The 15,588-nt window shown below is 60.7% G+C and carries 15 protein-coding genes; 10 read left to right on the top strand and 5 right to left on the bottom strand.

What is annotated here, in order from left to right:
• Window positions 1-24 precede the first annotated feature (24 nt).
• The 5 genes from PVV54_RS21315 to hisC all read left to right on the top strand — a co-directional run bounded on the left by PVV54_RS21315 (window position 25) and on the right by hisC (window position 4,783).
• Complete coding sequence (locus PVV54_RS21315; RefSeq protein WP_003255121.1) at window positions 25-264, top strand: BolA family protein; 240 nt, start codon at window positions 25-27, stop codon at window positions 262-264.
• Window positions 265-287: 23 nt separating this feature from the next.
• The gene (gene murA, locus PVV54_RS21310; RefSeq protein ID WP_274907135.1) at window positions 288-1,553 is read left to right on the top strand and encodes a UDP-N-acetylglucosamine 1-carboxyvinyltransferase; all 1,266 of its coding nucleotides are present in this window, start codon (window positions 288-290) and stop codon (window positions 1,551-1,553) included.
• Window positions 1,554-1,646: 93 nt separating this feature from the next.
• Window positions 1,647-2,282, top strand: a complete 636-nt coding sequence (gene hisG / locus PVV54_RS21305; protein WP_274907134.1) for an ATP phosphoribosyltransferase — start codon at window positions 1,647-1,649, stop codon at window positions 2,280-2,282.
• Between the two features lie 126 nt (window positions 2,283-2,408).
• Entirely contained in the window at window positions 2,409-3,734 is a 1,326-nt protein-coding gene (hisD, locus tag PVV54_RS21300; RefSeq protein WP_274907133.1) for a histidinol dehydrogenase, read from the top strand.
• 2 nt (window positions 3,735-3,736) lie between these two features.
• Window positions 3,737-4,783, top strand: coding sequence for a histidinol-phosphate transaminase (gene hisC, locus PVV54_RS21295; RefSeq protein ID WP_274907132.1), 1,047 nt, complete (start codon window positions 3,737-3,739; stop codon window positions 4,781-4,783).
• A 35-nt stretch (window positions 4,784-4,818) separates the two neighbouring features.
• Here the strand turns inward: hisC and PVV54_RS21290 are convergent, their stop codons facing one another.
• On the bottom strand, window positions 4,819-6,015 hold the full coding sequence (locus PVV54_RS21290; RefSeq protein WP_446731428.1) for an alkaline phosphatase family protein: 1,197 nt from the start codon (window positions 6,013-6,015) through the stop codon (window positions 4,819-4,821).
• Between the two features lie 141 nt (window positions 6,016-6,156).
• Here PVV54_RS21290 and PVV54_RS21285 point away from each other — a divergent pair, with 141 nt between their 5' ends.
• The 3 genes from PVV54_RS21285 to PVV54_RS21275 all read left to right on the top strand — a co-directional run bounded on the left by PVV54_RS21285 (window position 6,157) and on the right by PVV54_RS21275 (window position 8,653).
• Window positions 6,157-6,807, top strand: coding sequence for a FadR/GntR family transcriptional regulator (locus PVV54_RS21285; protein WP_274907131.1), 651 nt, complete (start codon window positions 6,157-6,159; stop codon window positions 6,805-6,807).
• A gap of 12 nt (window positions 6,808-6,819) precedes the next feature.
• Window positions 6,820-8,097: a CynX/NimT family MFS transporter gene (locus tag PVV54_RS21280; RefSeq protein ID WP_274907130.1), complete on the top strand. Its 1,278-nt coding sequence runs from the start codon at window positions 6,820-6,822 to the stop codon at window positions 8,095-8,097.
• 70 nt (window positions 8,098-8,167) lie between these two features.
• Complete coding sequence (locus tag PVV54_RS21275) at window positions 8,168-8,653, top strand: nuclear transport factor 2 family protein (protein ID WP_274907129.1); 486 nt, start codon at window positions 8,168-8,170, stop codon at window positions 8,651-8,653.
• On the opposite strand, the gene PVV54_RS21270 is transcribed toward PVV54_RS21275, so the two are convergent.
• Window positions 8,632-9,504 (bottom strand): hypothetical protein, encoded by an 873-nt coding sequence (locus PVV54_RS21270; RefSeq protein WP_274907128.1) that lies wholly within the window; start codon window positions 9,502-9,504, stop codon window positions 8,632-8,634. The genes PVV54_RS21275 and PVV54_RS21270 overlap by 22 nt on opposite strands.
• A 37-nt stretch (window positions 9,505-9,541) precedes the next feature.
• Between PVV54_RS21270 and PVV54_RS21265 the strand changes: the two genes are divergently transcribed.
• Complete coding sequence (locus PVV54_RS21265) at window positions 9,542-9,844, top strand: GIY-YIG nuclease family protein (RefSeq protein ID WP_274910480.1); 303 nt, start codon at window positions 9,542-9,544, stop codon at window positions 9,842-9,844.
• Here PVV54_RS21265 and yejK read toward each other — a convergent pair whose 3' ends face one another.
• Window positions 9,845-10,852, bottom strand: coding sequence for a nucleoid-associated protein YejK (gene yejK / locus PVV54_RS21260; protein WP_274907127.1), 1,008 nt, complete (start codon window positions 10,850-10,852; stop codon window positions 9,845-9,847).
• Window positions 10,853-11,244: 392 nt separating this feature from the next.
• Between yejK and PVV54_RS21255 the strand changes: the two genes are divergently transcribed.
• Window positions 11,245-11,526, top strand: a complete 282-nt coding sequence (locus tag PVV54_RS21255) for an HU family DNA-binding protein (protein ID WP_274907126.1) — start codon at window positions 11,245-11,247, stop codon at window positions 11,524-11,526.
• A gap of 51 nt (window positions 11,527-11,577) precedes the next feature.
• Here the strand turns inward: PVV54_RS21255 and rlmF are convergent, their stop codons facing one another.
• Together rlmF and PVV54_RS21245 are read right to left on the bottom strand one after the other, a co-directional pair.
• Window positions 11,578-12,528, bottom strand: a complete 951-nt coding sequence (rlmF, locus tag PVV54_RS21250) for a 23S rRNA (adenine(1618)-N(6))-methyltransferase RlmF (protein ID WP_274907125.1) — start codon at window positions 12,526-12,528, stop codon at window positions 11,578-11,580.
• Between the two features lie 168 nt (window positions 12,529-12,696).
• Window positions 12,697-15,543 carry a valine--tRNA ligase gene (locus tag PVV54_RS21245; RefSeq protein WP_274907124.1) on the bottom strand — a complete coding sequence of 949 codons (2,847 nt, stop codon included), beginning with the start codon at window positions 15,541-15,543 and terminating at the stop codon, window positions 12,697-12,699.
• Between the last annotated feature and the right edge of the window lie 45 nt (window positions 15,544-15,588).

Genomic DNA, 15,588 nt, shown 5'->3' with positions numbered 1-15,588 from the left:
ATCGGGCGCCGATTGAGGTTGAGCATGCAGGCCGTAGAAGTTAAGAGCTTCCTTGAAGAAAAATTGCCGGGATCCCGGGTCGAAGTTGAAGGCGAAGGCTGCAACTTCCAGTTGAACGTGATCAGCGACGAGTTGGCTGGCCTGAGCCCGGTCAAGCGTCAGCAGGCGATCTATGCTCACCTTAATCCGTGGATCGCCAATGGCAGCATCCATGCAGTAACCATGAAATTTTTCAGCAGCGCAGCCTGGGCTGAGCGCACCTGAGCCAACGTGGCGGCGAGACTCCAATGGACAAACTGATTATTACTGGCGGCGCTCGCCTCGACGGCGAGATCCGCATTTCGGGCGCGAAGAACGCAGCCCTGCCGATTCTGGCGGCGACCCTGCTGGCCGATGGCCCGGTCACCGTGGGCAACCTGCCACACCTGCACGACATCACCACCATGATCGAGCTGTTCGGTCGCATGGGCATCGAGCCTGTGATCGACGAGAAGCTGGCGGTGGAGATCGACCCGCGCACCATCAAGACCCTGGTCGCGCCTTACGAGTTGGTCAAGACCATGCGCGCCTCGATCCTGGTGCTCGGCCCCATGGTTGCACGCTTCGGCAAGGCTGAAGTGGCCCTGCCGGGTGGCTGCGCCATCGGCTCGCGCCCGGTCGACCTGCATATCCGCGGCCTTGAGGCCATGGGTGCAAAGATCGAGGTCGAAGGTGGTTACATCAAGGCCCAGGCGCCTGAAGGTGGCCTGCGCGGTGCGCACTTCTTCTTCGATACCGTCAGCGTGACCGGTACCGAGAACATCATGATGGCTGCTGCGCTGGCCAAAGGCCGCAGCGTGCTGCAAAACGCCGCTCGCGAGCCGGAAGTGGTCGACCTGGCCAACTTCATCAACGCCATGGGCGGCAAGGTGCAGGGTGCCGGCACCGACACCATCACCATTGATGGCGTTGAGCGCCTGGATTCGGCCAGCTACCGGGTGATGCCTGACCGTATCGAAACCGGTACCTATCTGGTTGCCGCTGCCGTGACCGGTGGCCGCGTGAAGGTCAAGGACACCGACCCGACCATCCTTGAAGCCGTACTGGAAAAGCTCAAGGAAGCCGGTGCCGACGTCACCACCGGTGAAGATTGGATCGAGCTGGACATGCACGGCAAGCGGCCAAAAGCCGTAAACCTGCGTACCGCCCCGTACCCGGCATTCCCGACCGACATGCAGGCGCAGTTCATTTCGCTGAACGCCATTGCCGAAGGCACTGGCGCGGTCATCGAAACGATCTTCGAAAACCGTTTCATGCACGTGTACGAAATGCACCGCATGGGCGCGCACATCCAGGTCGAGGGCAACACCGCCATCGTGACCGGCGTGCCGGCCCTCAAAGGCGCCCCGGTGATGGCCACCGACCTGCGCGCATCCGCCAGCCTGGTGCTGTCGGCGCTGGTTGCCGAAGGTGACACCCTGATCGACCGCATTTACCACATCGACCGTGGTTACGAGTGCATCGAAGAAAAACTGCAGATGCTCGGCGCGAAAATCCGCCGCGTACCGGGCTAGTCGCCCGCTGGCACAAGGATGTGCCATTCGAATTGAATGCGGCCGGGCGTAAACAGCCCGGCCGGCAGTAGCCGCTTAAGGACCGACGTTCCAATGTTGACCATCGCGCTTTCCAAAGGCCGTATTCTCGACGATACCCTGCCGCTGCTGGCCGAGGCCGGTATCGTGCCGACCGAGAACCCGGACAAGAGCCGCAAGCTGATCATCCCCACCACGCAGGACGACGTGCGCCTGCTGATCGTGCGTGCCACCGACGTGCCGACCTATGTCGAGCATGGCGCCGCCGACCTGGGCGTGGCCGGCAAGGACGTGCTGATGGAGTACGGCGGCCAGGGCCTGTACGAGCCACTGGACCTGCAGATTGCCAAGTGCAAGCTGATGACCGCCGGCGTCACCGGCGCCCCTGAGCCGAAGGGCCGCCTGCGCGTGGCCACCAAGTTCGTCAACGTGGCCAAGCGTTATTACGCCGAGCAGGGCCGCCAGGTCGACATCATCAAGCTGTACGGCTCGATGGAGCTGGCGCCGCTGATCAACCTGGCCGACAAGATCATCGACGTGGTCGACACCGGCAATACCCTGCGCGCCAATGGCCTGGAACCTCAAGACCTTATCGCCACGATCAGTTCGCGCCTGGTGGTTAACAAGGCTTCCATGAAGATGCAGCACGCCCGCATCCAGAGCCTGATCGATACCCTGCGCAAAGCGGTCGAATCGCGACACCGCGGCTGAGTCCTGTGCGCGACCTCTGCTGTCGCGCCCGTCTATCCGCGTCATAGCCATTTTTCTCGGGTGCCCGCGCGGATGGACTGGTAGCCTAGGGCGCCTGAGCATTCGCTAATAAATCGAGGCCCCGCCATGACCGTGTCCACTGCAATTGCCCGTCTCAACGCCGCTGATCCGGATTTCGCCCGACATCTGGATCATCTGCTGAGCTGGGAAAGTGTGTCCGATGACGCGGTTAACCAGCGCGTGCTCGACATCATCAAGGCCGTGCGCGAGCGCGGTGATGCGGCGCTGGTGGAATTCACCCAGCGTTTCGATGGCGTTGACGCCAAAAGCATTGATGACCTGATCCTCGGCCGCGAGCGCCTGGAGCTGGCGCTGACCCGCATCACCCCGGCCCAGCGCGAAGCCCTGGAAAAGGCTGCTGACCGCGTGCGTGTGTACCACGAGCGGCAGAAGCAGGATTCGTGGCAGTACACCGAAGCAGACGGCACCGTGCTGGGCCAGAAGGTGACCCCATTGGATCGCGCCGGCCTGTACGTGCCGGGCGGTAAAGCGTCCTACCCGTCGTCGGTACTGATGAACGCCATTCCAGCCAAAGTCGCCGGTGTGACCGAAGTGGTCATGGTGGTGCCGACCCCGCGTGGCGAGGTCAACGAGCTGGTGCTGGCCGCCGCCTGCATCGCCGGTGTCGACCGCGTGTTCACCGTTGGTGGCGCCCAAGCGGTTGCGGCCCTGGCCTACGGTACCGAAAGCGTGCCGCAGGTAGACAAGATCGTCGGCCCTGGCAACATCTATGTGGCCACCGCCAAGCGCCACGTGTTCGGCCAGGTCGGTATCGACATGATCGCCGGCCCGTCGGAAATCCTCGTGGTGTGCGACGGCCAGACCGATCCGGACTGGATCGCCATGGACCTGTTCTCCCAGGCCGAGCACGACGAAGACGCTCAGGCCATTCTGGTCAGCCCGGATGCCGATTTCCTCGACCGCGTTGCCGCCAGCATCGACAAGCTGCTGCCGACCATGGAGCGCGCCGAAATCATCGAAAAATCGATCAACGGTCGTGGTGCACTGATTCAAGTGCGTGACATGCAACAGGCCATTGAGGTGGCCAACCGCATCGCACCGGAGCACCTGGAACTGTCGGTGGCCGACCCGCAGGCCTGGCTGCCGCAGATTCGTCACGCTGGCGCGATCTTCATGGGGCGCCACACCAGCGAAGCGCTGGGCGACTACTGCGCCGGCCCCAACCACGTGCTGCCAACCTCCGGTACCGCCCGTTTCTCGTCGCCACTGGGGGTTTATGACTTCCAGAAGCGTTCGTCGATCATCTTCTGCTCTGAGCAGGGCGCATCCGAGCTGGGCCACACCGCTTCGGTCCTGGCCCGCGGCGAGTCGCTGACCGCCCACGCCCGCAGTGCCGAATACCGCATCCTGACCCAAGACAAGGGGAACTGAGCATGAGTCGATTCTGGAGCCCCTTCGTCAAGGACCTCGTGCCTTACGTACCGGGCGAACAGCCCAAGCTGGCCAAGCTGGTCAAGCTGAACACCAACGAAAACCCCTATGGCCCGTCGCCCAAGGCGCTGGAAGCCATGCGCGGTGAGCTCAACGACAACCTGCGCCTGTACCCGGACCCGAACGGTGACCGGCTCAAGCAGGCCGTCGCCGAGTATTACGACGTTACCCCGGCCCAAGTGTTCGTTGGCAACGGTTCGGACGAGGTGTTGGCGCACATCTTCCACGGTTTGTTCCAGCACGGCGGCCCGCTGCTGTTCCCGGATGTCAGCTACAGCTTCTATCCGGTGTATTGCGGCCTGTATGGCATCCCGTTCGAGCAGGTGCCGCTGGATGAGCAGTTCCAGATCCGCATCGAGGATTACGCCAGGCCAAACGCCGGCATCATCTTCCCCAACCCCAACGCACCCACTGGCTGCCTGATGCCGCTGGAGGTCGTGGAGAAGCTGCTGCAGGCCAACCGTGATTCGGTGGTGGTGGTTGACGAAGCCTACATCGATTTTGGTGGCGAGACGGCGATCAAGCTGGTGGACCGTTACGATAACCTGCTGGTGACCCAGACCCTGTCGAAGTCGCGTTCGCTGGCCGGGTTGCGTGTTGGCCTGGCGGTTGGCCACCCGGACCTGATCGAGGCGTTGGAGCGTATCAAGAACAGCTTCAACTCCTACCCGCTGGACCGTATGGCAATTGTCGGCGCGGCTGCGGCCTTCGAAGATCAGGCCTACTTTGAACAAACCTGCCAAAAGGTGATCGACAGCCGTGAAGCATTGGTTGAGCAACTGGCCGCCAAGGGCTTCGAAGTGCTGCCTTCGGCCGCCAACTTCATCTTTGCCCGCCATCCGCAGCAAGATGCTGCGCAGTTGGCCGCTCGTTTGCGTGAGCAGGGCGTGATCGTGCGCCACTTCAAGCAGCAGCGGATCGCCCAGTTCCTGCGCATTACCATTGGTACGCCGCAGATGAACCAGGCGTTGATCGATGCGCTGAACTGAGATGAAATGCATGGGGCCGCCGGACGGCCCCATTCTCAGTCACCGGTGCCAGCCGCATCGCGTGCTCTGTCCGTTGGCTGGTTACGTACTGCCACGGGTGTACTGCCAAGCTCCAGTACATAGTCATTTACCAGCCCCATCCCTTGCGGGTCGGTCCACTGACCGATAACCGCCGGCACCTCTGCTACCACGCTACCGTTCCGGTAAATTCGCACGCTTTGGCTCGCGGTGCTGTTCCACAGCAGGCGCGAATTGGGCTCGTCTGTCCGTGCCTTGCGTACCCCTGTTTCCCCAAGCAGTGGCGTGCCATCGTGCTTCCAGGCCGGGAACAGATCAATCCCCATGTGTCGGAGAACTGTCGGGGTTACCGAAGTCTGGGCTGCATAGGCATACAAATTGTTCGGACCCGGGTTGTCTTCAGGGATGCTGGGCTCGGTGAGTTCTTCATTCAGCGGTTTATTGCTGGCAATGAAGATGGTCTTTTCCGATTCTGACGAGCCACCGTGCCCTTTACCGTTGTGCTCGTCATTTGTCACTTCACGACCATGGTCGGTAGTGACGATCACAAGCCAGTCTTCTTCGGGTTTGTTCTGGGCGCGTTCTTCGATTGCTTGCATCAGTAGCCCCAGCTTTCTATCGGCTTCACGTATTGCGTCGTCATATCCAGTGCCAGTGAAGCCATGGTCATGGCCGGCTACATCGGGCTCATCGAGTTGAATGAACGTGAAGTCTGCGGGTTGCTCTGTGATGAGCTTCAGAGTCTCGCTGATAACCGATTCATCGGGTTTGACGTTCAAGTTCAGATTATTGCCCCGGGCATCTTCGGTCAGGAATGTATTGATTGGGCCCCAGTTCACGATACTGGCAATGTAGGCGTTGGGCCGTGCCTGCCGGATCCGTTTGAATACGCTAGGGAACTGAGGGTTGATGCGTAGCGACTCGTTGTTATCCACCACCCCATGCTTGTTTGCCCATACTCCGCTCAGCAGGGTCATCCAGCCTGGCCCGCTGACGGTCCTCTGATCGCTGGCCCGCTCTGTAATGCCTCCTGCGTACGCCTTGTTGCGATATTTCATGTACAACTTGAGGTTGGTGTCCTCCAGCCCCTCGTAACGCTCCCATTGCACGCCGTCCATGCCGATGATCAACGCCTTGGGTTGAATGGCGTTTGGGGTAGAGTCGCAACCCGTGAGCAGCAAGCGAGCCAGAAGCGGCAGTTTGTTCATCGACACGTTGAATCTCTCCCGTGAAGCTGTGCGTCGAGATTTGCAGGCAGAGCGTGCGCTCGCAACTGGCAAAAATGTCAGTTGCATTGCTCCAAAGCTCAGCATCCATTAGGCTTTGCAAATTCATCGGATGATTGGGTGAGTTAGATGAGCAGCGAGTTACCTCGGCGTTCTCTGGTAGAGCTGGCTGTCGAGCGCATGCGTGAACGCATTCTGCAAGGGCACTGGCGAGTAGGGGAGCGATTGCCGACCGAGCCTGTACTGGCAGTGGAAATGGGCATCAGCCGTAACACCGTGCGTGAAGCCATGCGCGTGCTGGCGTTCAGTGGGCTGGTGGAGGTCCGTCAGGGCGACGGTAGTTATCTGCGCACTTCACAAGACCCGCTACAGGCTGTGCAGGCCATGTCGCGATGCACACTGGAGCAGGCTCGGGAGACGCGTCATATTCTGGAAACCGAAGCCATCGGCCTGGCGGCACTGCGTCGGACCGACGCCGACCTGAATGCGCTGCGGGATGCATTGCACGCCAGTGCGGGGCATTTTCATGGCGATATCAATGCCTATGTCGCTTGCGACCTGGTGTTTCACCAGCGGCTGATCGACTCCGCACACAACCCTGCGCTCAGTGAGTTGTACCGTTATTTCTCCGGTGTGGTCGCAGCGGCATTGCAGCACAACATGACCACGGTGCCCCGTTGCCAGGCGACGTTCGATTTGCACGGGCAGATCGTGGATGCCATCGAGCAACGTGACGCGGAGCAGGCCAAGCGCCTGAGCCGCACCCTTATTGAATCCTGATGCGAGATACCCATGGCTGACCCCATAACCCGTGAACCTCCTGCCCGGGAGCGGGAGCTGGACGAACTTCTGATCGATGCCGAAGCAGATGATGAGCAGGTGCAGAAACCCGCGCTGCTTCAACGCCCCTGGCTTTTGTTGCTGGGGCTGGTACTGGTGGCCTTGAACCTGCGCCCAGCGCTGTCGAGTATGGCGCCAGTGCTGGGGCAGGTGTCTGAAAGCCTGGGGCTTAGTGCATCGCAGGCGGGCTTGTTGACGACATTGCCAGTGCTCTGCCTGGGGCTATTCGCGCCATTGGCCCCGGTATTGGCTCGCCGTTTCGGAAGCGAGCGGGTGATTCTGGGCATTCTGTTGGTGTTGGCCCTGGGTATTTTGGTGCGCAGCACCTTCGGCGCCGGAGGTGTGTATCTCGGCAGCCTGATGGCCGGCGCCAGTATTGGCATCATCGGCGTGCTCTTGCCTGGCATTGTAAAACGAGATTTCCCACAGCATGCCGGCACGTTGACGGGCGTCTACACCATGGCGTTGTGCCTTGGTGCGGCGATGGCAGCCGGTGCAACGGTGCCATTGGCCCGACACTTCGAGGGCAGTTGGGCTATTGGCCTGGGCTTCTGGGTTGCCCCGGCACTGCTGGCCATGTTGGTGTGGTTGCCGCAGGCCCGTCAGGGGCATGGCCAGCATAAAGTTGCCTACAAAGTGCGAGGGCTTTGGCGTGATCCCTTGGCTTGGCAGGTTACCCTCTACATGGGGCTGCAGTCCTCGCTGGCCTACATCGTCTTCGGCTGGTTGCCGTCCATACTGATTGGCCGTGGCCTCAGCCCAACAGAGGCTGGCCTTGTGTTGTCAGGCTCGGTGATCGTGCAATTGGTCAGCTCGCTGGGCGCGCCTTGGCTGGCAACGCGGGGCAAGGATCAACGGCTGGCTATCGTGGTGGTCATGCTGGTGACGCTAATGGGCCTGTTCGGCTGCCTCTATGCGCCGATTTCCGGATTATGGGGGTGGGCAGTGCTGCTTGGCTTGGGGCAGGGCGGCACTTTTGCCTTGGCGTTGACGTTGATTGTCTTGCGTTCAGGGGACGCACACGTGGCGGCAAATCTGTCGAGCATGGCTCAAGGGGTAGGTTACACCCTGGCGTCGATGGGGCCGTTCGCGGTTGGGCTGGTACACGATCTGACCGGTGGCTGGGCAGCGGTTGGGTGGATTTTTGCTGTGCTGGGCATCGGTGGCATCGTTTTCGGCTTGGGTGCCGGGCGTGCGCTGCATGTGCAGGTAAACAGCGAAAAGGTTTGAGGGGCCGGGCTGGCGAAAACGGGCGGGGCAGATTATCGTGCTGCTTTCGCCTCCCAGGACGGACTTGCCCATGACTGATGCCAACCGTGACCTGATCACCCGTTTCTACCAAGCCTTCCAGCGCCTCGACGCTGAAGCCATGGTGGCGTGCTACAGCGACGATGTGGTTTTCAGTGACCCGGTGTTCGGCACACTGCGTGGCCGCGATGCGGGTGATATGTGGCGTATGCTCACTACCCGCGCCAAGGACTTTTCGCTCACATTCGACCAGGTACGTGCGGATCACCACAGCGGGTGCGCCCATTGGGTAGCGACGTACCTGTTCAGCCAGACGGGCCGCACGGTGGTCAACGACATCCAGGCGCGTTTTGTCATTCGCGATGGCCTGATTTGCCAGCATGACGACAGTTTCGATCTGTGGCGCTGGTCACGCCAGGCATTGGGCATGCCTGGCGTAGTGCTGGGGTGGTCACCGCTGCTGCAGAACAAGGTACGTCAGCAAGCTTATAAAGGCCTGCGTGCCTTCCAGAACAGTCAGGGTTGCGCTACCGCCTGATCGCTTTCGTTGTAACTGAACCGGGCGCCGTCTTCCAGCGAGCGGGGCAACGCTATGCGGATGACCGGGATGAAGGTGCCATTGGTTTCATACCAGTCTTTCTGGTCGGCCTGAGCTTGCTGCAGGCCACCATATGGCCCATCAATATAGAAGAACGACTGAATCGGTAGTTTGCTGGAGAGCTCTTCATCCCAGGTGCGGATCAGCAACTCGTTCCAGGGGAAAGGCATTTCAGTTGGGTACATTTGTTTGGTGCGCAGGCTCTGGTAAAACGCTTCGGCGCGTTCCGGCACCCGCGCGCGCTGAATGTCGAATGCACACTGGCGCTTGTAGTCGCCGGTTTGCCTGAACTGCTCGATCCAGTCTTCGGCTGTCAGAATGCCTTGCTCATGGCAGGCCATTTCCACTTCTTCCGTTTGGCGGTTGTCGCCGCAGCCGGATGTGTCACGCTCCCAGCTGTCACTGTCGGTAGGCGAGGCGCACAGCAGTTCATAGCGTAGCGAGCCTTTTGGGCGTTGCAGAATCGGGTGGAGGGTAAAGCCGCTGCGTCCGTCTTCAGCCAAACGTGCGGTGGGAATATCTGCACGGATGTAAGAAAACGAAACGGCCCCCTTGGTTTTGGAATTCGGGCTGTGGTGCCAGGTGTGGTAACTCGGGGAGGGGCGGGTGGTTCTGAGCAGCACGCCGGAGCAGGCATGGGCAGGTACTGCGTTACCCTCGCATTGTGCAGGCGTGGCATCGTAGTTTTGCTGCATCTGTATTGCAATTTGCTCGCCGATGGAGGCGTTGGCAGCCACAGCAGCGGCCGATAACGTGGTGCCAAGCAGTAATTGCGTTAATGTACGGAACATGATGAAGCCCTCGAGTGATGGGCTCACCAAATTAGTGATGAAAAGAGCGAACGTCGTGAGTGAACAATTGCCGGAACAGGCAACGAAACCTTGGTATGTCTACCTGGTGCGTACTGCCAACGGTTCGCTGTACTGCGGCATCAGCGACGACCCGCACAGGCGTTTTGTCGCGCATCAGAAAGGGCAGGGTGCGCGTTATTTCAAGACAAGCCCCGCGCAGGCGCTGGTCTATATCGAGCAATGGCCAGACAAAGGCGAAGCATTGCGCCAGGAACGCTTGGTCAAGAAACTGCGTAAGTCAGCCAAGGAGGCGCTGGTAGCCTCCTATGCTGCCGGTTGATCAGTCCTTGCGGCGCTTGAGCTGATCCACAAGCTGGGTTGGCAAGCCTTTGATGATCAGCGTACCAGCCACTTCGTCGTATTCCACCTTGTCGCCCAGCAAATGGGCTTCGAAGCTGATCGACAGGCCTTCTGCGCGGCCGGTGAAGCGGCGGAACTGGTTGAGCGTGCGTTTGTCCGCAGGGATTTCCGGCGATAGGCCGTAGTCCTTGTTACGGATGTGATCGTAGAACGCTTTAGGGCGGTCTTCATCGATCAGGCTGGAAAGCTCTTCCAGCGTTACCGGCTCACCCAGTTTGGTCTGGGTAGTGGCGTACTCGACCAGAGTCTGAGTCTTTTCGCGAGCGGCTTCTTCCGGAAGGTCTTCACTTTCGACGAAATCGCTGAACGCCTTTAGCAGGGTGCGGGTTTCCCCCGGGCCGTCGACGCCTTCCTGGCAGCCGATGAAGTCACGGAAGTAGTCAGACACCTTCTTGCCGTTCTTGCCCTTGATGAACGAGATGTACTGTTTGGAGTTCTGGTTGTTCTTCCACTCCGACAGGTTGATACGTGCTGCAAGGTGCAGTTGCCCCAGGTCCAGGTGCCGGGAGGGTGTTACATCCAGCTCGGCGTTCACCGCCACGCCTTCGCTGTGGTGCAGCAGGGCGATGACCAGGTACTCGGTCATGCCTTGCTGATAGTGGGCAAACAGGATGTGGCCACCGGTGGAAAGGTTGGACTCTTCCATCAGCTTTTGCAGGTGCTCGACTGCTACCCGGCTGAAGGCGGTGAAGTCCTTCTCACTGTCCAGATACTGTTTCAGCCAGCCGCTGAGCGGGTAGGCACCGGACTCACCGTGGAAAAAGCCCCAGGCTTTGCCTTGCTTGGCGTTGTAGCTGTCGTTGAGGTCGGCCAGCAGGTTTTCGATGGCGTCCGAGGCACCAAGCTCGTTATCACGGGCATGCAGCACGGCGGGGCTGCCATCGGGCTTTTTGTCGATCAGGTGAACGATGCAATGACGGATTGGCATGGAAATCTCGGTGAGTCTGGGGCGGCCGATGGCCGCGCTGCAAAAGTCGTCCAGTTTAACCCAGACCGCAGGTGATGCAGTGGCCGGATGTTGGCGGAAATGCCGGTTGTTCGTTTTTTGTTCAATTTTGTGCGTTTTGGCTGAAACCCCCGAAAAACCTGCATAAAAACGAAGTGCACAGCGGATATTTATCTGTTCCTGTGGTAGCTTTGCGCGGTCTTGTGCCCCTTGAGTGGCGCATTGCTGGCAGCGTGCTTGTGCCGTGTCGAACCAAACGCCGATTTACGCATCTACATGCGCGATTGGCGCGGCCCTCCAGTATTTCGGGGCTGGCCCGATAACGTCGTAGAACGCTGCACCACTATTGAATTTGATAGGGAAGGAACATCACCATGGCATTGACCAAAGACCAACTGATTGCCGACATCGCCGAATCGATCGCGCAGCCGAAAACCACCGCCAAAAACGCTCTGGAGCAACTGGGCCAGATCGTTGCAGACCAACTGGAAAACGGCGCTGAAATCACCCTGCCAGGCATCGGCAAACTGAAAGTCTCCGAGCGTCCTGCCCGTACCGGCCGCAACCCTTCGACTGGCGCTGCCATCGAAATCGCTGCCAAGAAAGTCGTCAAGTTCGTTCCAGCCAAAGTGCTGACCGACGCTATCAACAAGTAATTTGTTGGTGTTTTGACAAAACCGCGCCCGGCTTGCCCGGGCGCGGTTTTTTCATGCCTGGGGTTTGCTGTTGGCAAGCCACGTTCCACGCGCGGCGGCGTCGTGGAAGCTCCAGGCAACCATGCGGCTCTGTTTTTGCCCTTGGCCCATTTCAATGATGCGTACGGCCTTGGCGCCGGCCTTTTTCAAAGCGGCTTCAATGCCGGGCAGGTTGCTGGCCTTGGACACCAGGCTGGTGAACCACAATACCTGTGCCGCGTATTGCACGCTCTCGCCCACCAACTGGGTAACAAAGCGGATTTCGCCACCTTCACACCACAGCTCGTTGTTTTGCCCGCCAAAGTTGAGCACGGGCAGTTTGCGCTTGGGGTCCTGCTTGCCCAGGTTCTTCCACTTGCGCTGGCTGCCGCGGGTGGCCTCTTCGCGCGAAGCATGGAAGGGCGGGTTGCAGAGCGTCAATTCGAAGCGTTCGCCTTCCTGCAGCAAGCCGCTGAGGATATGTTTGCGCTCGTTTTGCTGGCGTAAGGCGATACCTTTGGCCAAGCCATTGGCCTGGACGATGGCCTTGGCAGATGCCAGCGCCACTGGGTCGATATCCGAACCCAGGAAGCGCCAACGGTAGTCGCTGTGGCCGATCAGGGGGTAGATGCAGTTGGCCCCTACGCCGATGTCCAGAACGTTGACCTGGGCACCTTTGGGCACTGCACCTGCGTTGTCGTCTGCCAGCAGGTCGGCGGCCACATGGATGTAGTCGGCGCGGCCAGGTATCGGCGGGCACAGGTAGTCGGCCGGGATGTCCCAATGCTGGATGCCGTACTGGGCCTTGAGCAGGGCACGGTTGAACACCCGTACGGCTTCGGGGTTGGCGAAGTCGATGCTGGGTTTGCCGTGGGGGTTGGTGATGGTGAAGCGGGCCAGGTCCGGGTGGGCCTTGATCAGGCTGGGGAAGTCGTAGCGGCCCTGGTGGCGGTTGCGCGGGTGCAGGGTGGGTTTCTGGGTCATGGTGGGGTCCGGATTTTGGGGCTGCTGCGCAGCCCGTTCCGACCGGTCCGGCGCCCCGGCAAGGCCGCTCCTGCAGAAGAATGCGATCCCCTGTAGGAGAGCGGCCTTGCCGGGGCGCCGGACCAGTCGGAAAAGGCCGCGAAGCGGCCTCAGCGGTCTATCAAGTATTTACAGCGCCGCAATCCGCGCATGCTGCTCGGTGAAGTTCGCCAACGCCTGCTCGGACTCCGCCAGCTTGGCGCGCTCCTTCTCGATCACCGCAGGCGGTGCCTTATCGACAAACGCGGCGTTGGACAGCTTGCCGCCCACACGTGCCACTTCGCCTTGCAGGCGCTGAATTTCCTTGTTCAGGCGCGCCAGCTCGGCATCTTTGTCGATCAGGCCGGCCATCGGTACCAGCACCTGCAGGTCGCCAACCAGTGCGGTCGCCGACAGCGGCGCTTCATCCGCTTCACCCAGCACGGTGAACGATTCAACCTTGGCCAGTTTCTTCAGCAGGGCTTCGTTTTCCTGCAGGCGACGCTGGTCGTCGGCGTTGGCATTCTTCAGGAACAGCGGCAGTGGCTTGCCCGGGCCGATGTTCATTTCGGCGCGGATGTTGCGCAGGCCGACCATCAGCTCCTTGAGCCACTCGATATCACCCTCGGCGCCTGCATCGATGCGCGCTTCATTGGCCACTGGCCAAGGTTGCAACATGATGGTCTTGCCTTCGATGCCTGCCAGCGGTGCGATGCGCTGCCAGATTTCTTCGGTGATGAACGGCATGAACGGGTGAGCCAGGCGCAGCGCCACTTCCAGCACGCGCACCAAGGTGCGACGGGTGCCGCGAGCACGCTCGACCGGGGCGTTTTCGTCCCACAGCACAGGCTTGGACAGCTCCAGGTACCAGTCGCAGTACTGGTTCCAGATGAACTCGTACAGGGCCTGGCTGGCCAGGTCGAAGCGGAACTGCTCCAGCTGGCGGGTCACTTCGGCTTCAGTGCGTTGCAGCTGCGAGATGATCCAGCGGTCGGCCAGCGACAGCTCGTAGGCTTCGCCGTTCTGGCCGCAGTCTTCACCCTTGTCCAGCACGTAACGGGCGGCGTTCCAGATCTTGTTGCAGAAGTTGCGGTAGCCTTCGACGCGGCCCATGTCGAACTTGATGTCGCGGCCAGTGGACGCCAGCGAGCAGAAGGTGAAGCGCAGGGCGTCGGTGCCATAGCTGGCGATGCCCTCCGGGAATTCGGCCATGGTCTGCTTGGCGATCTTCTCGGCCAGTTTTGGCTGCATCATGCCGCTGGTGCGCTTTTCCAGCAGGGCGTCGAGGGTGATGCCGTCGACGATGTCCAGCGGGTCCAGGACGTTGCCCTTGGACTTGGACATTTTCTGGCCCTGGCCATCGCGCACCAGGCCGTGCACGTACACGGTCTTGAACGGCACCTGCGGGGTGCCATCCTCGTTCTTGATCAGGTGCATGGTCAGCATGATCATGCGCGCAACCCAGAAGAAGATGATGTCGAAGCCGGTCACCAGCACATCGGTGGAGTGGAATTTCTTCAGGAACTCGGTCTGCTCCGGCCAGCCCAAGGTGGAGAAGGTCCACAGGCCTGAGCTGAACCAGGTGTCGAGCACGTCGTCATCCTGGCGCAGGACTACGTCGGCACCCAGGTTGTGCTTGGCGCGGACTTCTTCCTCGTTGCGGCCGACATAGACCTGGCCGGCCTCGTCGTACCACGCCGGGATGCGGTGGCCCCACCACAGCTGGCGGCTGATGCACCAGTCCTGAATGTCGCGCATCCAGGAGAAGTACATGTTCTCGTACTGCTTGGGCACGAACTGGATGCGGCCGTCTTCCACGGCGGCAATGGCCGGCTCTGCCAGCGGCTTGGTGGAGACATACCACTGGTCGGTCAGCCACGGCTCAATGACGGTGCCCGAACGGTCGCCCTTCGGCACTTTCAGGGCGTGGTCGTCGATGCTTACCAGCAGGCCTTGTGCGTCCAGGTCGGCAACGATCTGCTTGCGCGCAACGAAGCGGTCGAGGCCGGCGTACTGGGCAGGCAGCGAGGTGTCGAACTGTTCGTTGACGCTGCCGTCGAGGTTGAAAGCCTGGGCGGCGGACAGCACCAGGGCATTCTTGTCGAAGATGTTCAGCAGTGGCAGGTTGTGGCGCTTGCCGACTTCATAGTCGTTGAAGTCGTGGGCCGGGGTGATCTTCACGCAGCCAGTGCCGAATTCCGGGTCGCAGTAGTCGTCGGCGATGATCGGGATGCGGCGGCCGACCAGCGGCAGCTCGACAAACTTGCCGATCAGGGCCTGGTAGCGCTCGTCGTTCGGGTTGACGGCAACGGCGGCGTCACCCAGCAGGGTTTCCGGGCGGGTGGTGGCGACGACCAGGTGGTCTTTGCCTTCGGCGGTTTTCGCGCCGTCGGCCAGCGGGTAGCGCAGGTTCCACAGGTGGCCTTTCTCGTCGTGGTTTTCCACTTCGAGGTCGGAGATGGCCGTGTGCAGCTTGGTGTCCCAGTTGACCAGGCGCTTGCCGCGGTAGATCAGGCCGTCCTCGTGCAGGCGCACAAAGGCTTCTTTCACCGCTTCGGACAGGCCGTCGTCCATGGTGAAGCGTTCGCGGCTCCAGTCTACGGACGAACCCAGGCGGCGAATTTGACGGCTGATGTTGCCGCCGGACTGCTCTTTCCATTCCCAGACTTTGTCGAGGAAGGCTTCACGGCCCAGGTCGTGGCGGTTCTGGCCTTTGGCTTCGAGCTGGCGCTCGACCAGCATCTGGGTGGCGATACCGGCGTGGTCGGTGCCTGGCTGCCACAGGGTGTCGCGGCCTTGCATGCGGCGGAAACGGATCAGGGCGTCCATGATCGCGTTGTTGAAGCCGTGGCCCATGTGCAGGCTGCCCGTCACGTTCGGTGGCGGGATCATGATGGTGTAGGACTCACCTGCACCTTGTGGAGCGAAATAGTTTTCGGACTCCCAGGTGTTGTACCAGGAAGTTTCGATGGCGTGCGGCTGGTAGGTCTTATCCATGCGCGGCGGGACCCTGTGCATTTATTCGGGAAAGCCGAAAAGTAT

Origin of the sequence: Pseudomonas sp. PSKL.D1 (assembly GCF_028898945.1) — a bacterium.
Lineage (GTDB): Bacteria > Pseudomonadota > Gammaproteobacteria > Pseudomonadales > Pseudomonadaceae > Aquipseudomonas.
This window is presented reverse-complemented; position numbering and strand designations above follow the sequence as displayed.